General features: G+C 64.5%; 13 protein-coding genes and 1 tRNA gene. 7 read left to right on the top strand and 7 right to left on the bottom strand.

Annotated elements, in window-relative coordinates; genetic code table 11:
- Window positions 1-25 precede the first annotated feature (25 nt).
- The 4 genes from ACP7BL_RS13000 to ACP7BL_RS12985 all read right to left on the bottom strand — a co-directional run bounded on the left by ACP7BL_RS13000 (window position 26) and on the right by ACP7BL_RS12985 (window position 3,644).
- Window positions 26-439: an Hpt domain-containing protein gene (locus ACP7BL_RS13000; protein ID WP_033967367.1), complete on the bottom strand. Its 414-nt coding sequence runs from the start codon at window positions 437-439 to the stop codon at window positions 26-28.
- A gap of 152 nt (window positions 440-591) precedes the next feature.
- On the bottom strand, window positions 592-1,989 hold the full coding sequence (der, locus tag ACP7BL_RS12995) for a ribosome biogenesis GTPase Der (protein WP_033967366.1): 1,398 nt from the start codon (window positions 1,987-1,989) through the stop codon (window positions 592-594).
- 66 nt (window positions 1,990-2,055) lie between these two features.
- Window positions 2,056-2,799 (bottom strand): NUDIX hydrolase, encoded by a 744-nt coding sequence (locus tag ACP7BL_RS12990; protein ID WP_426258529.1) that lies wholly within the window; start codon window positions 2,797-2,799, stop codon window positions 2,056-2,058.
- Window positions 2,796-3,644, bottom strand: a complete 849-nt coding sequence (locus tag ACP7BL_RS12985; protein WP_426258528.1) for an oxygenase MpaB family protein — start codon at window positions 3,642-3,644, stop codon at window positions 2,796-2,798. The genes ACP7BL_RS12990 and ACP7BL_RS12985 overlap by 4 nt, the downstream gene beginning before the upstream one ends.
- Window positions 3,645-3,862: 218 nt before the next feature.
- On the opposite strand from ACP7BL_RS12985, the gene ACP7BL_RS12980 reads away from it, so the two are divergent.
- Together ACP7BL_RS12980 and ACP7BL_RS12975 are read left to right on the top strand one after the other, a co-directional pair.
- A complete protein-coding gene (locus ACP7BL_RS12980; RefSeq protein ID WP_426258544.1) occupies window positions 3,863-5,665 on the top strand; it encodes a CocE/NonD family hydrolase in 1,803 nt (600 codons plus the stop codon).
- Between the two features lie 64 nt (window positions 5,666-5,729).
- Complete coding sequence (locus tag ACP7BL_RS12975; protein WP_426258527.1) at window positions 5,730-8,537, top strand: bifunctional YncE family protein/alkaline phosphatase family protein; 2,808 nt, start codon at window positions 5,730-5,732, stop codon at window positions 8,535-8,537.
- Window positions 8,538-8,561: 24 nt separating this feature from the next.
- Here ACP7BL_RS12975 and ACP7BL_RS12970 read toward each other — a convergent pair.
- Window positions 8,562-8,637 (bottom strand) — tRNA-Ala (locus tag ACP7BL_RS12970).
- A gap of 155 nt (window positions 8,638-8,792) precedes the next feature.
- On the opposite strand from ACP7BL_RS12970, the gene ACP7BL_RS12965 reads away from it, so the two are divergent.
- Window positions 8,793-9,794 carry an NADP-dependent oxidoreductase gene (locus ACP7BL_RS12965; RefSeq protein WP_426258526.1) on the top strand — a complete coding sequence of 334 codons (1,002 nt, stop codon included), beginning with the start codon at window positions 8,793-8,795 and terminating at the stop codon, window positions 9,792-9,794.
- Window positions 9,795-9,839: 45 nt separating this feature from the next.
- Here the strand turns inward: ACP7BL_RS12965 and ypfJ are convergent, their stop codons facing one another.
- Window positions 9,840-10,757: a KPN_02809 family neutral zinc metallopeptidase gene (gene ypfJ, locus ACP7BL_RS12960; protein WP_137902632.1), complete on the bottom strand. Its 918-nt coding sequence runs from the start codon at window positions 10,755-10,757 to the stop codon at window positions 9,840-9,842.
- A gap of 142 nt (window positions 10,758-10,899) precedes the next feature.
- Between ypfJ and ACP7BL_RS12955 the strand changes: the two genes are divergently transcribed.
- From ACP7BL_RS12955 to ACP7BL_RS12945, 3 genes are all read left to right on the top strand, one after another.
- Window positions 10,900-12,063, top strand: a complete 1,164-nt coding sequence (locus tag ACP7BL_RS12955) for a patatin-like phospholipase family protein (RefSeq protein ID WP_033967362.1) — start codon at window positions 10,900-10,902, stop codon at window positions 12,061-12,063.
- Window positions 12,064-12,083: 20 nt separating this feature from the next.
- Window positions 12,084-12,869 carry a 3-hydroxybutyrate dehydrogenase gene (locus ACP7BL_RS12950; RefSeq protein WP_426258525.1) on the top strand — a complete coding sequence of 262 codons (786 nt, stop codon included), beginning with the start codon at window positions 12,084-12,086 and terminating at the stop codon, window positions 12,867-12,869.
- A 76-nt stretch (window positions 12,870-12,945) separates the two neighbouring features.
- On the top strand, window positions 12,946-13,629 hold the full coding sequence (locus ACP7BL_RS12945; protein ID WP_126845270.1) for a DUF4893 domain-containing protein: 684 nt from the start codon (window positions 12,946-12,948) through the stop codon (window positions 13,627-13,629).
- Here ACP7BL_RS12945 and ACP7BL_RS12940 read toward each other — a convergent pair.
- Window positions 13,626-14,576 carry a cation diffusion facilitator family transporter gene (locus ACP7BL_RS12940; RefSeq protein ID WP_426258524.1) on the bottom strand — a complete coding sequence of 317 codons (951 nt, stop codon included), beginning with the start codon at window positions 14,574-14,576 and terminating at the stop codon, window positions 13,626-13,628. The genes ACP7BL_RS12945 and ACP7BL_RS12940 overlap by 4 nt on opposite strands.
- A 324-nt stretch (window positions 14,577-14,900) precedes the next feature.
- On the opposite strand from ACP7BL_RS12940, the gene ACP7BL_RS12935 reads away from it, so the two are divergent.
- On the top strand, window positions 14,901-16,451 hold the full coding sequence (locus ACP7BL_RS12935) for a polysaccharide lyase family 1 protein (protein WP_426258523.1): 1,551 nt from the start codon (window positions 14,901-14,903) through the stop codon (window positions 16,449-16,451).
- Window positions 16,452-16,463: the final 12 nt, after the last annotated feature.

Here is a 16,463-nt window from a genome sequence, read left to right as displayed (position 1 = left end):
CTGCTCTGCCGGGCAGTCTAGGCCGTCAATTTGCCCGACGCCCAAAGGTCGGGCGGCGCTCGACCAACGGATTGGACTCCCGCTCCAGTTTCGCCAACGTCTGCTCGAACAGCGGCCGCAGCGCGACAATATCCTCGAGGGCCTCGTCGGGCGTGTCGCGGTTTTCCACGCAATCGCGCGCAATCGCTTCGATCCGCTCGGCAAGGATCGCCAGCGGCTCGGCCCCGAACTGACGCGCTTCGCCTTTCAGGGTGTGCGCCGGAATCACCATCGCTGCCGCATTGCGCGCGCGCATCGCGGTTTCGATCGCGGCGACGGACTTGACCCCGTCTTCCCGGAAATAGCCCAAAATGCGGACGAAGCCCGCACCCAGCTCGGCACGGGCCCGCGTAAACACGTTCCAGTCGATCAGGATGGTCTCATCGAGCGTCACCGTCATCTCCTCCAAGCCGCACTCTCAGTCGAAAGTACCACTTGCTTCTACGCGCGCGAAGTAAACGAGCCGTTGACGCGGGGCAGAATCATTTCGGGCGCGTGACTACCAAGTGGCTGGCGTTACGCGATAAGTCGGCTGCAGTGCCGACTCCGGGATCAGCGGTCGAACGGGTTCTTCGGTGCCCGTAAAGTTAGCCGCACCGGCACCGCACCAAAGCCCAGATCGCGGCGAATGCCGTTGATGAGATAGCGCTGATAGCTGGTCGGCAACTGGTCCACCCGCGTGCCGAACAGCACGAAGCCGGGCGGACGCGTCTTGGCCTGCGTCAGGTAGCGCAGCTTGATGCGCTTGCCACCGGGTGCGGGCGGCGGATTGGCCTCGACCGCCTTTTCGAACCAGCGGTTGAGCTCGCCGGTGCCGACGCGGCGCGACCAGGCGTCGCGCGTCTCGAACGCGACTTTCAGCAGCACGTCGATGCCCTTGCCGGTCGCGCCCGACACCGTGAGCACGGGCATGCCCTTGATCTGGCTGAGCCCTTCTTCCAGCGCGCCACGAATGCCGTTGAACAGGCTGGAGCCGTTTTCGGCGATATCCCATTTGTTGATCGCGACGATCAGCGCGCGGCCTTCCTGCAGCGCGGCATCGGCGATGCGCAGATCCTGCGATTCGAGCCCGCGCGTGGCATCGAGCAACAGCACCACGACTTCGGCAAAATCGATCGCGTGGAGCGCATCGGCGACCGACAGCTTTTCGAGCTTGTCCTGCACATTGGCGCGCTTGCGCATGCCCGCCGTGTCGATCAGGCGCACCTTGCGGGCATTTTCACCCGGCTCGCGCTCGGGATCGTGCCAAACCCAGTCGACCGCGATCGAATCGCGCGTGATCCCGGCTTCGGGACCGGTGATCAGGCGGTCTTCGCCGAGAATGCGGTTTATCAGCGTCGATTTGCCGGCATTGGGGCGGCCGATGATCGCCAACTTGAGCGGCGCTTCCGGGCTATACTCGCCCTCGTCATCCGCATTGGGGATATCGGCGCCATATTCGTCCTTGTCGGGCTCGATATAGGGCAGCAGCGCGTCGAACAGTTCGACCAGCCCCTCGCCATGTTCGGCCGACAATTCAACGGGATCGCCAAAGCCAAGCGACAGCGATTCGAGGATGCCGTCGGCCCCTGCCTTGCCCTCGGCCTTGTTGGCGACGAGGATGACGGGCGTGGTCGATCCGCGCAGCCAGCGTGCGATTTCCTCGTCGAGCGGGACGATGCCGACGCGCGAATCGAACAGGAACAAGGCGACATCGGCTTGCGCGACCGCAGCCTCGGTCTGCGCGCGCATGCGGCCGGGCAGCGACGCGGCATCCTGATCCTCATAACCCGCAGTATCGATGACGCGGAAATCGAGGCCGACCAGCGTCGCATCGCCTTCGCGGCGATCGCGTGTCACGCCGGGGCGATCGTCGACAAGCGCCAGCTTTTTGCCGACGAGACGGTTGAACAGGGTCGATTTGCCGACATTGGGCCGGCCGATAATCGCGACCACGGGAAGATTGGGCATGGCCGCTCCATACGCCAGACGGGCGCTTTCGTCACCCCCGCGCGATTCGGGGCCGGAAACGGGGTTCTAGCCGCGCATCGCTCCGGCAATCGGTTCCGAGGTGACCGGATAGCCAAGGTCGTCGGGAATGCAGAGATGCTCGCCCCCATCGCGTTGCTCGATCCACGGCGTGACCGCGCGGATTTCGTGCGCGGCGGCGTGCGCGGCAGCGGCGGCGAAGCTGTCAAATTGCGCCAGCCGCTCCAGATTTCGGCGCGTCGGGAAGATGATACGCGCGCGTCCCGCATCGGCATCGTCGAGCACGCCTTGCGCGGTCGACCAGAAGACGCGGACATTCTCGGTATCGTCGACCACCGCCTCGGGGCCATCGAGCGGAGCCTGCGCCAGATAGAAGCGCGTATCGAAAATACGCGCGGGCGCGTGCGACGGCAGCCAGCGCGCGAACGGCACGAGCTGCGCAGGGTCGAGCGCGAGATCGAGTTCGCGCAGCACCGCGCCCAGCGCCTCGCCCCGGTGGAGCGCCGCGCGCAACTCGGCAAAGATGGCGTCGGGCATCGGCGGCAAGCCGATGGGCAACCCGACTTCCTCGATCGTCTCGCGGATCGCACCGATGCGGGCGGCCATGTCCTCAGGGTCGCCGCCGAGTTCAAGCGCGAGCGCGCGGTCGCCGGGGTCGATCCGCCCGCCGGGAAAGACCAATGCGCCGCCTGCAAACACCATCGCTTTGGAGCGTTCGACGAAGAGGAGCTCCGGCACCCTCCCGCGCTGCCGGAACAGCACGAGCGTGGCGGCGGGGATAGGTGCCGTCATGCGCGGAACGCCCAGCGCAAGGTGCTGGCAATGCCGAAGGTGCCTGCGCGCAGCAACGGTCGGCCGAACTCCGGTTGGGCGAGACCATGCATCGTGCGCGCCCAGCCCGGCAGCAGGTCCACCCCCGCTTGCAACGTCATCGCCTGAAACGGCCCCGCCGCCAGCGAGGGCGCTGGCTGATCGAGCAACACGCGCGCCACCTCGCGCGTCCGGGTATCGACCCGCAATTGAGGACGCATCGCAGTCATGATCGCCTCCGCCTCGGCGCGGGTGTGCGGCACGGGCGACACGCCCAGCGGCTCGGCAATGCGGGCCATTTCGGCGACATAGCGATCCTGATCGGCACGGCTCATTGTGGGCTCGCCATAGCGAATCCAGCCGTCGAGAAAGCACAGCACCTCGCACACATGCACCCAGGCGAGCAGATCAGGGTCACTCGCCAGATAGGGCGTACCATCGGGCAAGGTTCCGCCGACATGATCGTGGATTCGCCGCACTTTGGCGAGCATCGCCCGTGCGTCGTCGGGCGCGCCAAAGGTGGTGACCGCGATGAAGCGCGCGGTGCGGCGCAAGCGCCCCTGCATGTCCTCGCGAAAGCCCGAATGGTCCCACACCCCCGCCAGCACCTTGGGATGGAGCATCTGCAGCAGCAGCGCGGCAATGCCGCCGACCAGCATCGACGTCACGTCGCCATGCACGCGCCAGGCGACCGAATCCGGCGGGAACAGCGCGTCCGGGCTACGCACAACCGGTGTTTCGCCCCGCGCCTTGTCGTTGAACAGCGCGCGCACTTGCCCGACGATGAGCCCTTTCAGCGGACGAGTCAGGCGATCGGTTGGCGACATAAGTGGCATCGTGCCTGAATGGTTGGGATGACGATAGGGTCCGTGTCGATCCACAATCGCCCTGCCCGCCCTCTTCCCGCGAAATCGCTTCCCCGGTTTCGTGGCGCGTGATTATACCGTGCCATCGTCTGTCATTTCGCGAGGCCCCATTGCGCATTCTTCCGCTCACGCTTGCCCTGCTCGCCACGCCCGCTTTGCTGTCGGCGCAAACCGCGCCGATGACACCCGACACCGTCGCGGTGTATCAACAGGTTCGCCCGCAAGCCGATTACATCCGCCGCGAAGTGATGGTGCCGATGCGCGACGGGACCAAGCTGTTCACCGTCATTGTGATGCGCAAGGGCACGCACGGCGGCCCGATCCTGCTCAGCCGCACGCCCTATGACGCCGGCAAGGCGACCTGGCGCAACCCCAGCCAGAAGATCGAGGAAATCCTGCCGATCGCCGATGCCGAATTCGTCAATGACGGCTATATCCGCGTCTATCAGGACGTGCGCGGGCTGGGCAAATCCGAAGGCGACTATGTCACGACGCGCCCCTTGCGCGGGCCGCTCAACCCGACTGCGGTCGACCATGCCACCGATGCCTATGACACGATCGACTGGCTGGTGAAGAACGTGCCCGAGACGAACGGCAAGGTCGGCATTACCGGCTCTTCCTATCTCGGTTTCACCTCGCTGATGGCGCTGATCGATCCGCATCCCGCGCTGAAGGCGGCGGTGCCGCAAAGCCCGATGGTCGATGGCTGGGTCGGCGATGACTGGTTCCACAATGGCGCGTTCCGCCAAACCAACTTCGACTACATCGTCGGCCAGACCGCCAAGAAGGGCGGCGCGATTGCCGATGGCACCGGCGACGATTACGACGCCTATCTGAAGGCGGGGTCGTCGGGCGATTTTGCCCGCGCTTATGGCATCGACATCTTCCCGGCGATCCGCAAGCTGATGGAACATCCCGCTTACGACCAATTCTGGCAGGAACAGGCGGTCGATAAACTGCTCGCCAAGCGCAAGCTGACCGTACCGACGATGGTCGTGGTCGGCGAATGGGACCAGGAAGACAGCTATGGCGCGCCTGCAGTATTCAAGGCGCTGAAGGACAAGGACCCGAATGCGCCGATTTCGCTGGTGATCGGGCCGTGGCGGCATAGCGGCGTCAATTATGATGGCACCAGTCTTGGCGCATTGCAGTTCGAGGGCGATACCGGGCTGCAATTCCGCCGCAACACGATGAAGCCCTTTCTCGACCGCTATCTGAAGGACACCCCCGCCGACACCGCGCCGACCCCGGCGGCGATCACCTATGCCAGCGGGATCAACCAATGGCAGTCCTTCACGCACTGGCCTGCGGGCAAGGCGACGCCGCTCTATCTCCAGGCGGATAACAGCCTCAGCTTCACCGCCCCGGCCACGGCTGGCCAGGAACGCTACATCTCCGATCCGGCCAAGCCCGTGCCGTTCGTCACCCAGCCGGTGCATATGAAGGATCGTTCGGTGTGGACGACGTGGCTGGTCGCCGACCAGCGCTTCGTCTCCAGCCGTCCCGACGTGCTGAGCTATCAGACCGGCGTGCTCGACAAGCCGGTGCATATTGCGGGCGCGCCGCAAGTCGATCTGTTTGCCGCCACCAGCGGCACCGACAGCGATTTCGTGGTCAAGCTGATCGACGTCTACCCGGATGAGAACAGCGCCCATCCGGCGCTGGCGGGGTATCAATTGCCGATCGGCATCGAAATCTATCGTGGGCGCTATGTGCATGGTCGCGCCACCCCCGCCGCGCTGAAGCCGGGCAAGGTTGAGAATTACAAATTCGGCCTGCCTAATGTGAATCATGTGTTCCTGCCCGGCCACCGCATCATGGTGCAGGTGCAATCCACCCTGTTCCCGCTCTACGACCGCAACCCGCAGACCTTCGTGCCCAACATCTTCAACGCCAAGCCGGGCGACTATCATGCGGCGACGCAGACGATCGTCCACGCGCCGGGTGCCGCGAGTGCAGTGTGGCTGCCGGTGGTGGAGTGAACGGCACCGCGTCTTTTTACCGTAGCATCATGTCGCTAGGCCACGCTCACTAGGAGACCCAGTAATGCGCCGCGCCCTGATCCTCGCCTCGTCCGCCCTTGCCCTGTGGGGCGCAGGGAGTGCCACGGCGCAGGATCGGGGAACGGCGCTGCCGACCGGGCAAGCGCTTACCCCGCTCGCAGCGCCCGGTGCGCGCTTCGCGCCGCTGGTGGCACGAACCGGCCCCAACCCCGCGTACATCGCCGATGGCGCAGCGGCGATTGCAGTCAGCCCCAATGGCCGCGAGATGCTGGTGCTGACCAGTGGTTTCAACCGCTATAATGGCCCCGACGGCAAGCTCGTCCTGGCCCAGTCCGGCCAATATCTGTTCCGCTACCGCATCGACGCCAAGGGCCCGACCTGGCTGCAGACGCTGACCATGCCCAACAGCTATTCGGGCGTCGCCTGGTCGCCCGATGGCACGCGCATTGTGGTGGGCGGCGGGGTGGATGATGTTGTCCATGTCTTCGAAAAGGGTGCCAGTGGCACTTTCGCCAGCGTCGGCAAACCGATCGCGCTCGGCCATAACAAGACCGGCAACGGGGCCGATGTGTTGCCGCAGGCGGCGGGCATCGCGATCAGCCCCGATGGCACGCGCGCGCTGGTCGCCAATTACTACAATGACTCGGTCAGCCTGATCGACCTGAAGCGCGGCACTGTGCTGGTCGAACAGGATCTGCGCCCCGGCAAGATCGACGCCGCGCAAGCCGGTGTGGCGGGCGGCGAGAACCCGTTCGCGATCTTGTGGCGCGATGCGACCCATGCCTATGTTTCGGCCCCGCGCGACCGGCAGATCGTCGCGCTGGAGGTGACGGACGGCGCGATCAAGGTTGCCACGCGCATCGCGACGCTGGGGCCGCCGACGGCGCTGTTGCTCGATGGCAAAGCCCGGCGGCTGTATGCGACCGAGGACAATGCCGACCGGCTCGCGGTGATCGACACCGCGCATGACCGGCTGGTGATGGAACCCCGGCTCGGCCTGCCAGACGCGCTGGGGCCCACCCCGGGCAAGGGCGTCAACCCCAATGGCCTGGCGCGCCTCGCCGACGGGCGGTTGCTAGTGACCTTTGGCGGGATCAACGCGCTGGCGGTGGTGGCACCGGTCGATCAGGGGATGCAAGTCCAGGGGCTGATCCCGACCGGCTGGTATCCCAGCGCCGTCGCGGTCAGCGCGCAGGGCAACCACGTCTTCGTCGTCAACCGCAAGAGCCCGCCCGGCCCCAACCCGCTCGGCTGCGCGCCCAAGCTGGCGGTGCAAAAAGCGCAGCCAACCGCGTGCGGGGCCGCCAACCAATATATCTTCCAGCTCGAAAAGGCCGGGCTGCTCGATTTCCCGCTGCCCGCCCCCAAGGCGCTGGTCGCGACGACGCTGCAAGTCGCGCGCAACATCGGCCTCGACGCGGCCCCGGCGCGCGCCGCCGCCGAAGCGAAACTCGCGGCACTGCGCGCGCACATCAAACATGTCGTGTTCATCGTGAAGGAAAACCGCACCTACGATCAGGTGCTGGGCGATCTCGAAAAGGGCAATGGCGACCCCACATTGGCGATCCTGGGGCAGGCGTTGTCGCCCAACCATCATCAGCTTGCGCGCCAGTTCGTCACGCTCGACAATTTCTACGACAGTGGCGAGCAATCGAGCACCGGCTGGACCTGGACCACGGCAGCGCGCGTGCCCGATCTGCTCGAAAAGAACGCGCCGGTGAACTATGCGCAGCGCGGCCTGGCCTATGAAGCCGAGGAAGCCGACCGCTCGATCTACACCGCGCTGACGCCAGCCGAGCGCCGCGCGGTCAACCCCAAGGCCCCGACCGACCCCGATGTGCTGCCCGGCCCCGCCTTGCTGACTGCGCCCGATGGCGATGATGATGCCAGCGCCGGCCAGGGCTTCCTGTGGAGCGCAGCAATCCGCGCCGGGCTGAGCGTGCGCAATTACGGTTTCTCGGATGCGTCGATCTATGACGCGGGCGAGCCCGGCGCGAAGCCGCTGGAGCGCGAACCCGCCAAGACCGGCACGCGCATCTACACCCCCGGCGACCGCCTGCTCGCCAGCCGCAGCGACCCGTATTTCCGCGGCTTCGACCAGAAAATGCCCGATTACTGGCGGATGCTCGAATGGCAGCGTGAATTTGACGCCGCCGACACGGCGGGCACGGTGCCCGCCCTCACGCTGTTGCGCCTGAGCCATGACCATTTCGGCGACTTCAAGGACGCGATCGACGGGGTGAACACGGTCGAGACCGAGATGGCCGACAATGATTATGCCATCGGCCGCGTGATCGAGCGGATCGCCGCCAGCAAGGTCGCCGATTCGACGGTAGTATTCATCATCGAGGACGATGCCCAAAACGGGGCCGACCATGTCGATGCACGGCGCAGCATCGCCTTTGTCGTTGGAGCGCATGTGACGCAGCAGGCGCTGGTATCGACCCGTTACACCACCGTCAGCCTGTTGCGGACGATCGAGGCGCTGCTGGGGCTGAAGCCGCTTGGCCTGAACGATGCGCTGGCGCTGCCGATGGCGGATGTGTTCGACATGGCCGCAACGCCGTGGAGCTACCGTGCGACGGCGGCTTCGGTATTGAAGACCACGGCCTTGCCGATCCCCGACGACCGTTATGCCGTCGCCACGCGCGCCTGCCCCACGCACACCGCGCAATATTGGGCGGACGCGATGCGGGGCCAGAATTTCGCGCAGGAGGACCGGCTCGATACCGCCGCGTTCAACACCGCTTTGTGGCGCGGGCTTGGCAGCGGACCGGAGCCGGTGGTGCGTAGCGGGGCGGACTTGCGGCAAGGCCGCACCGCGACGGTGGCCGCCGCGAGCTGCTCATAAGGCAGAGAAATCAAAGGGATGGCGTGGTGGAGCTGAGGGGAATCGAACCCCTGACCTCTGCAGTGCGATTGCAGCGCTCTCCCATCTGAGCTACAGCCCCGCACCACGCCCCGGCCCTCTTTTCAGGCGGGAATGCCGCCTTAACGGGGCTTTCTTGGCGATGCAACCTACAGCGATCGCACCCGTACCCTTTTTCGTTGCCAAAGCGCCTGGCACGGCATACCCCACCTTCGAAAACACAATGGAGGAATGCTGATGTCCCGCGCCTGGAGCCTGAAATCCCGCCCCAACGGCATGCCCGTGGCGAGCGATTTCGAACTGATCGATCTGCCCGCGACCGCTTTGAACGAAGGCGACGTGCGCATTGCCAATCGCTGGCTGTCGGTCGATCCTTATATGCGCGGGCGCATGAACGACGTGAAATCCTACGTTCCGCCCTTTGCGCTCGGCGAGCCGATGCAAGGCGGCGCGATCGGCGAAGTGATCGAGAGCCGCGCCGAGGGGTTTGCTGTCGGCGATGTGGTGCAGCATTTTCTGGGGTGGCGCGATGAGGCGGTGCTGCCTGCGGCACAGGTCCAGAAACTGCCTGCACTCGGCGTACCGCCACAACAATTTCTGGGTTTGCTGGGGATGCCGGGGATGACCGGCTATTTCGGCCTGCTGCATGTCGCCGAGGCCAAGCCGGGCGACGTGGTGTTCGTCTCGGCGGCGGCAGGTGCGGTCGGTTCGACCGTGGTGCAAGTCGCCAAGGCGAGCGGGATGACGGTGATCGGCTCGGCCGGCGGTGCCGACAAATGCGCGCTGGTAAAGGGGCTCGGTGCCGATGCGGTGATCGATTATAAAAGCGACGGCCCGTTGCTGAAGAAGCTGTTGGCGGCACTGCAGGGGCTCGGCAAGGACGGCATCGACATCTATTTCGACAATGTCGGCGGGGAGCATCTCGATGCCGCGCTGGCGACCGGCAATCTGCACGCGCGCTTTGCGATTTGCGGAATGATCGACATCTACAATTCGTCCAAACCCACCGAGCTGCGCTATCTCGCGCGGCTGATCGGGATGCGGATGCGGATGACCGGGCTGCTGGTCAGCGACCATATGGGCAAGGCGGCCGAATTCTACCGCGTGATGGGCGGCTGGCTCGCCGAGGGCAAGTTGCAGAACGAGGAGACCGTGTTCGAGGGCCTCGACGCGATGCCCGATGCCTTTTTCGGCCTGTTCACCGGCGGCAACACCGGCAAGATGCTGGTCAAGCTGTGAGCTGACGCCCTCTCCCGCAGGCGCGGGAGAGGGCCTTGGCTGGCTTTAGAGTGCGCCCGAGAAGGTGTCGCACTGGTTGGGGTCGCCCGTTTCCATCCCCTTGCGCAGCCACGCCATGCGCTGCGCCGAGGTGCCATGGGTAAAGCTGTCGGGCACCACACGCCCTTGCGATTCCTGCTGCAACGTATCGTCGCCGATCGCGTGTGCGGCGGTAAGACCTTCCTCGAGATCGCCTGGATCGAGCCGATCCTTGTTCTGCGCGGCCCACACCCCGGCATAGCAATCCGCCTGCAACTCCAGTTTGACCGAGGCCTGATTGCCCTGAACTTCGCTGCCGCGCTGCTGGATCGCCGCGACCTTGTCCGACGTACCAAGCAAATTCTGGATATGATGACCGAATTCATGCGCGATCACGTAATCCTGCGCGAAATCGCCCTTGGCCCCGAAGCGGTTGGCAAGTTCGTCGAAGAAGCTGGTGTCGAGATAGATGCCCTGGTCGCGCGGGCAATAAAACGGCCCCATCGCGCTTTGCGCCGCGCCGCATCCCGAGCGACCGTCGCGCGCATAAAATACCAGCTTGGGCGGCTCGAAGCGTGAGCCCAGCAGCTTTGCCCAAGTCTTGTCCGCCGAACTGAAGGCATTGCAGGCGGCGAGGCTCTGCGCGTTTAGGCGGCAGCTCGACGCCGTGTCCGTGCCCGCCTGCTGTTGGCCGACTTGCGCGCTCGGAGCGGACAGTTGCCCGCCGCCGCCACCGCCGCCGAGCATCCCCAGCCCACCGCCGAAGAAGAACAGCACCGCCAGCAATACAGCAACGCCGCCGCACCCGAATCGGCTGAACACCAGCGGCAGCAGGCCAAAAATCAACCCGCCGCCACCGCCACCGCCAAAACCGCCAAAACCACCACCGCCCTGCCCGCGCTGATCCTCGACATTGATATTGGGGTCGAAATCGTCGAGGCGCATCGCAAGGGATCCCGAGGTCGTTACCGTTGCCGCATGAATGCGCGGGGACGACGCTGGTTGCAACGGCTATGGCGCGCCTGGATGACGTCCATTTCATCAAACTGTCGTTGATCCCGCATCACAACGCGCGCATGTCCGGCGCATGGCCGATTCCGAGACGATCACGCCCAAACGCCGCGCCAAGGCGCTTCCTCTACCCGATTGCGTGGCGTTGGTATTGCAGGGCGGCGGCGCGCTCGGCAGTTATCAGGCGGGCGTAATCGAAGGGCTCGCCGCAAGCGAGATCGAGATCGACTGGGTCGCCGGTATTTCGATCGGGGCGATCAATGCGGCGATCGTGGCGGGCAACCCGCCCGAGCGGCGCGTGCAGCGGCTGAATACCTTTTGGGACCTGATGACTTCGGCACTGCCGAGCTTCCCGATCTTCCCCAATGACCATATCCGCGAATTCATCCACGAATGGTCGGCCGGATTCGTGCTGGCGGCGGGTGTGCCGGGGTTCTTCACCCCCCGCTTCCTTTCGCCCATGCTGGCGGTGCCGGGCACGCCGGAGGCGGTCAGCTTCTACGACAGCGCCCCGCTGAAAGAGACGCTGAACGACCTGATCGACTGGGATCTGCTAAATAACGGTCCGGTGCGGTTGTCGGTCGGCGCGGTCGATGTCGAAAGCGGCAATTTCAACTATTTCGATACGACGCAAACCAGGATCGACGCCCGCCACATCATGGCATCGGGCGCGTTGCCGCCGGGACTGCCGCCGATCGAGATTGACGGGCGACTGTGGTGGGACGGCGGGCTGGTGTCCAACACCCCGCTGACACACGTGCTCGACCATCAGCAAGGCCCGCTGCTCGCCTTCCAGATCGACCTGTTTGCGGCGGCGACGGAGCGCCCCCGCACGATCATGGACGTAATGGCGCGCGAGAAGGAAATCCGGTTTTCCAGCCGCACGCGGCAAGTGTCCGACCAGGTGATGCGCATCCGCAAGGACCGCGAGCTGGCGCGGCGGGTGCTCGCCAAACTGCCGCCGGAACTGCGCGACGACCCTGACGTTGTCGCGCTCAGGGCGCAATCGAACGAAGATCCCGTCAACCTCGTTCACCTGATTTACCGCGCCAATGCCTGGGAGGGCGGCAGCCGTGATTTCGAATTTTCCGCCCGCACGATGCGCGAGCATTGGGAAGCGGGCCAGGCGGCGGTGGCCGAAACGATGGCCAATGCCGAGTTGGTCGCCGAGAATATCGAAACGGGCCGAAGCGCCGCGTTCGACTTGACCGTGAAACACCCCCCTTTACCAACCCTTTGATTCGCAACGGAGACTCCGCCATGTTCCTCAAGGGCAAGACTGCCATCATCACCGGATCGACCTCTGGCATCGGGCTGGAATATGCCAAGGTGTTTGCCGCCGAAGGCGCGAGTGTCGTCATCAACGGATTCGGCGATGCCGCCGCGATCGAGACCGAGCGCGCGAAGCTCGAAGCGGCAAGCGGTACCAAGGCGCTGTACGATGCCGCCGACATGACCAAGCCCGAGGAAATCGCAGCGATGGTCAAGCGCTGCCATGAGGAATTGGGCGGCCCCGACATCATCGTCAACAATGCCGGCATCCAGCATGTCGCCAAGATCGAGGATTTCCCGGCCGACAAGTTCGAAGCGATCATCAAGATCAACCTCAATTCGGCCTGGTACATGATGCAGGCGGCAGTGCCGTTCATGAAGGCCAAGAAATGGGGCCGGATCATTTCCACGGCGTCGGCGCACTCGCTGGTCGCCAGCCCCAACAAATCGGCCTATGTCATGGCCAAGCACGGCCTGGCCGGCTTGACCAAGACGATCGCGCTGGAAACCGCGACCGACGGCATCACCGTCAATTGCATTTCGCCAGGCTATGTTTGGACGCCTTTGGTGGAAAACCAGATCCCCGACACGATGGCCTCGCGCGGGCTCACGCGTGAGCAGGTCATCAACGATGTGCTGCTCGAAGCGCAGCCGACCAAGGAATTCGTGACGGTCGACCAGGTGGCCGCACTCGCCCTATTCCTGTGCCGCGACGAGGCGAAATCGATCACTGGCGCAAACCTTTCGGTCGATGGCGGCTGGACCGCAGCCTGATCGGGTAGCCCTACCCTTGGCAACCCTTTGCTGGCGTGGTTAGGTGTCGGGCTATCGCAATAGGGGATCGGTCGCTTTGAAGGTTTTAGCCCGAATCCTGGGGTCGATCTTGTGCGCTTTGCCCGCTGCACTGCTCGCTGGGTGCGGCGGCAAGGCAAGCAAGACGATCGAGGTGCGCATCGCCGAGCCGCGATCGTTGCGCGCCGCGCCAAGTACCGAAATCGACTGGCGACGCGTGGCGACTGCAGAAGACCGGACGCGCTTGCGCAACTGGCGACAGGCGTGGGTCGATGCCCTGGCCAAGGCACAAGGCAGCGCAAAGGCGACGGTTGTCGCCTCGGATTCGCTACTCTTCGACCCGGACCGCGCGCTGAGCGGGGCAATGCCGCCTCCCGGCAGCTATCTGTGTCGCGTCATCAAGTTGGGCGCGAACGGAACCGCCATGCACGACGTGACCACCTATCCTCCGGTCGATTGCAAGGTCGACGATGAGGGTGAGGTGTCGAGCCTGTACAAGGTTTCCGGGGCGCAGCGTCCCGTCGGGCTGCTGTTCCCCGAGTCTCAAGCGCGGGCCGTCTTCTTGGGAACGATGGTTCTCGGCGACGAGACCAAACCGCTCAGTTACGGGCAGGACAGCAATCGCGACATGGCAGGCTATATCGAACGGATTGGCGACAAGCGCTGGCGGCTGGTGCTCCCTTATCCCCGCTTCGAATCGCTGCTTGACGTCGTCGAGATTGTCCCTGCTCCCAAGCGCTAACGAGGCGGCCCCGCAGGAAGCGTTGCCGCATTCTCGCGCTTTTCCGGGCGGATATAGATGGACGACAGCATCGGCTCGGCCGCCTTCAACTCGGTCTCGATCGTTTCGATCAGCGTCTCCGCGTCGCCCATCGTGATCTGATCGCGAAAATCGGCGCTGATCGCGACGAAGATGCTGTCAGGCGCGGTGTGGATGGTGCGGACATGGTTGACCGCAGTGATTTCGGGCCGTGATGCGACGATCGCGCGGACCTTGGCCACCACCGCCGGATCGGCCCCCTCGCCGATCAGCAAGCCCTTCGCCTCGCGCGCCAGCAACGCCGCCACGATACCAAGGATGACGCCGATCACGATGGACGCCGCCCCGTCGATCCGCGGGTCGCCCCAGGCCTGACTGGCCCAAACGCCAACCCCGGCGACGATCAGGCCGGCGATTGCGGCCGAATCCTCGAACAGCACGATGAAGCCCGCCGGGTCCTTGGACTTGCGTACCGCCGCCCACCAGCCCTTGCCGCGATTGGCGGCGGCGAATTCGCGCACCGCGACGAACCATGATCCCCCCTCCAGCGCAAAGGAGACGCCGAGCACGATATAATTGACCAGCGGATCGTGCAGCGGCTCGGGCTCCAGAATGTGGACCCAGCCCTCGTAGATCGACACGCCCGCGCCGACGCCGAAGATCAGGATCGCGACGACGAAGCTCCAGAAATACAGCTCACGCCCATAGCCGAACGGATGCGCCTCATCGGGCGGACGACGTCCGCGATGCTGGCCGTACAGCAACAGGAGCTGGTTGAAACTGTCGACGACCGAGTGGAAGCCTTCGGTCAGCATCGCCGACGATCCCGTGATCGCCGCCGCCACGAATTTGGCGAGCGCAATGCCGAGATTGGCGAAGAGCGCCGCGATAACGACGAAATTGGCTCCGCCCTGCTTGGTTGCCGACATGGATTTCCCTATTTTTGGCCCCCGACCGTTGGAGGTTACCAGCACATAGCGTGAAGGCTCGACACCAAACAGCCCAAGCAGCCAAGCCCTTTATTGACACCGGTATCAACGTGGCTAATCTCCCCTTCCTAAACAAGAATCCGGCGCGACGGATCGATGGAGGATGCCGGGAGGAAGGGGCCTAGCGACGCGAGGGCAGAGACTTCGCACGCTTAACGTTCCGGATCACCCGCAAGTCAGGAGTGCGACGAAGACCGGCATGCGGCAAAAATCCGTATGACACCGGTGTCTACAGCATAGGTTGATACACAGGGGAGAGTGATCATGACCATGAAAGCGGTGTTTTTGATGACGTCAGCAGCCTTGGTGCTGGCGAGCTGCGGAGATTCCAATAACGGCGGTGGGGTAACCGTCGTCAGTGGCGGCACGACCGGGAGCACGCCGACGCCCAGCCCCGCCACCCCAGCGCCAACGCCTGCTTCCTCGCTCGGTGCCGATGGCTGGGCAGCGACCGGCACCGGCACCACCGGGGGCGACGGCGCGGTTGCGGCCAAGACCTATACCGTTACCAATCGCAACGAGTTGATCCAGGCGCTGTACGGCAACACCGCTACGATCGCCGCCGATGGCAGCTATACGGGCACGCTCGATCCGGCGAAGAAGCTGATTTACGTGAAGGGGCAGATCAGCCTCAACATGAACCAGGCGCTGACCGAACAGACCGCCGACGATTACATCAAGGGCAGTTGCGCGAGCACGACCTATGGGTTCACCGCCGAGGCCGCGCTGACCACCGCCTATCTCGCCGCCTATCGCCCGAGCGTATACGGCAATGCCAGCTTGCCGGTCGGCAATCCCGAAAACGCGCGCGTCTGTGCAGCCGCGCTGCAAAAGAAGGTCGTGCAGATCTTCGTGCCGTCGAACACCTCGATCATCGGCCTGGGCAGCGATGCCAAGCTCGTCCACGGCAATCTGATCCTCGGCACCAGCAGCGCGCCGATCGACAATGTCGTCGTGCGCAACATCACCTTCGAGGATGCCTTCGACTTCTTCCCGCAATGGGACCCGACCGATTCCACCACCGGGCGCTGGAACTCGGCCTATGATCTGATCTCGGTGCTGTATGCGACGCATGTCTGGATCGACCACAGCACCTTCAGCGACGGCGCGCGGATCGACCGCCTCTATCCCTCGGTATGGACCGAGACGGTCGGGGCGGTGAATTACACCGGCGGCGACTTCAAGGTGCAGCACCATGACGGGCTGATCGACGTGACCAAGCTCGGCAATCTCGTCACGATTTCGAAGAGCTATTTCTTCGGCCATGACAAATCGTTCCTGATCGGCGGCACCGATACGGCCAGCAAGACGGCGGAAAACCCGAGCGTGCTGAAGGTGACCTTCCACGACAATTACTTCCAGGGCCTGCGCCAGCGGATGCCGCGGGTGCGCTTTGGCCAGGTCCATGTGTACAACAATTATTATGAGGTATCGCTCGATCAAACCGCCGACGAACCCTTCCTGGTGGCCTGGACCGTCGGGCAAAGCGGCAAGATCATTGCCGAAAACAACGCCATCATCACGCCGGGAACTGCGGGGACCGTCAGCAATCTGTGGGGCATTTCGGTCAGCGCCGCGCGCACCAGCGGGTGCATCACCACGGGCTATACCGCCGACGATTGCGCGTCGACCTTTGCCGATTCGGGCACGCAGTTGAACGGCGTTACCGTCGATGTCACCACCCCGCTGCGCGCCTCCAACGCTGCCGTTACCGCCAGCACCTGGTCGCCCGCCGCCAATTACAGCTATGTGCTCAAGCCGACCACCGGTCTGATCGGCACCGTTATCGCCAATGCGGGTGCCGGCAAACTCTGACAGCGGCACGAT

Source organism: Sphingomonas sp. DC1600-2 (assembly GCF_049897605.1).
In the GTDB taxonomy this organism is placed as follows: domain Bacteria; phylum Pseudomonadota; class Alphaproteobacteria; order Sphingomonadales; family Sphingomonadaceae; genus Sphingomonas.
This window is presented reverse-complemented; position numbering and strand designations above follow the sequence as displayed.

What these genes read in the sequence shown, in the direction of transcription:
- ACP7BL_RS13000 (WP_033967367.1), bottom strand. Translation starts at nt 439, where the DNA reads ATGACGGTGACGCTCGATGAGACCATCCTGATCGACTGGAACGTGTTT.
- der (WP_033967366.1), bottom strand. Translation starts at nt 1,989, where the DNA reads ATGCCCAATCTTCCCGTGGTCGCGATTATCGGCCGGCCCAATGTCGGC.
- ACP7BL_RS12990 (WP_426258529.1), bottom strand. Translation starts at nt 2,799, where the DNA reads ATGACGGCACCTATCCCCGCCGCCACGCTCGTGCTGTTCCGGCAGCGC.
- ACP7BL_RS12985 (WP_426258528.1), bottom strand. Translation starts at nt 3,644, where the DNA reads ATGTCGCCAACCGATCGCCTGACTCGTCCGCTGAAAGGGCTCATCGTC.
- ACP7BL_RS12980 (WP_426258544.1), top strand. Translation starts at nt 3,863, where the DNA reads ATGACACCCGACACCGTCGCGGTGTATCAACAGGTTCGCCCGCAAGCC.
- ACP7BL_RS12975 (WP_426258527.1), top strand. Translation starts at nt 5,730, where the DNA reads ATGCGCCGCGCCCTGATCCTCGCCTCGTCCGCCCTTGCCCTGTGGGGC.
- ACP7BL_RS12965 (WP_426258526.1), top strand. Translation starts at nt 8,793, where the DNA reads ATGTCCCGCGCCTGGAGCCTGAAATCCCGCCCCAACGGCATGCCCGTG.
- ypfJ (WP_137902632.1), bottom strand. Translation starts at nt 10,757, where the DNA reads ATGCGCCTCGACGATTTCGACCCCAATATCAATGTCGAGGATCAGCGC.
- ACP7BL_RS12955 (WP_033967362.1), top strand. Translation starts at nt 10,900, where the DNA reads ATGGCCGATTCCGAGACGATCACGCCCAAACGCCGCGCCAAGGCGCTT.
- ACP7BL_RS12950 (WP_426258525.1), top strand. Translation starts at nt 12,084, where the DNA reads ATGTTCCTCAAGGGCAAGACTGCCATCATCACCGGATCGACCTCTGGC.
- ACP7BL_RS12940 (WP_426258524.1), bottom strand. Translation starts at nt 14,576, where the DNA reads ATGTCGGCAACCAAGCAGGGCGGAGCCAATTTCGTCGTTATCGCGGCG.
- ACP7BL_RS12935 (WP_426258523.1), top strand. Translation starts at nt 14,901, where the DNA reads ATGACCATGAAAGCGGTGTTTTTGATGACGTCAGCAGCCTTGGTGCTG.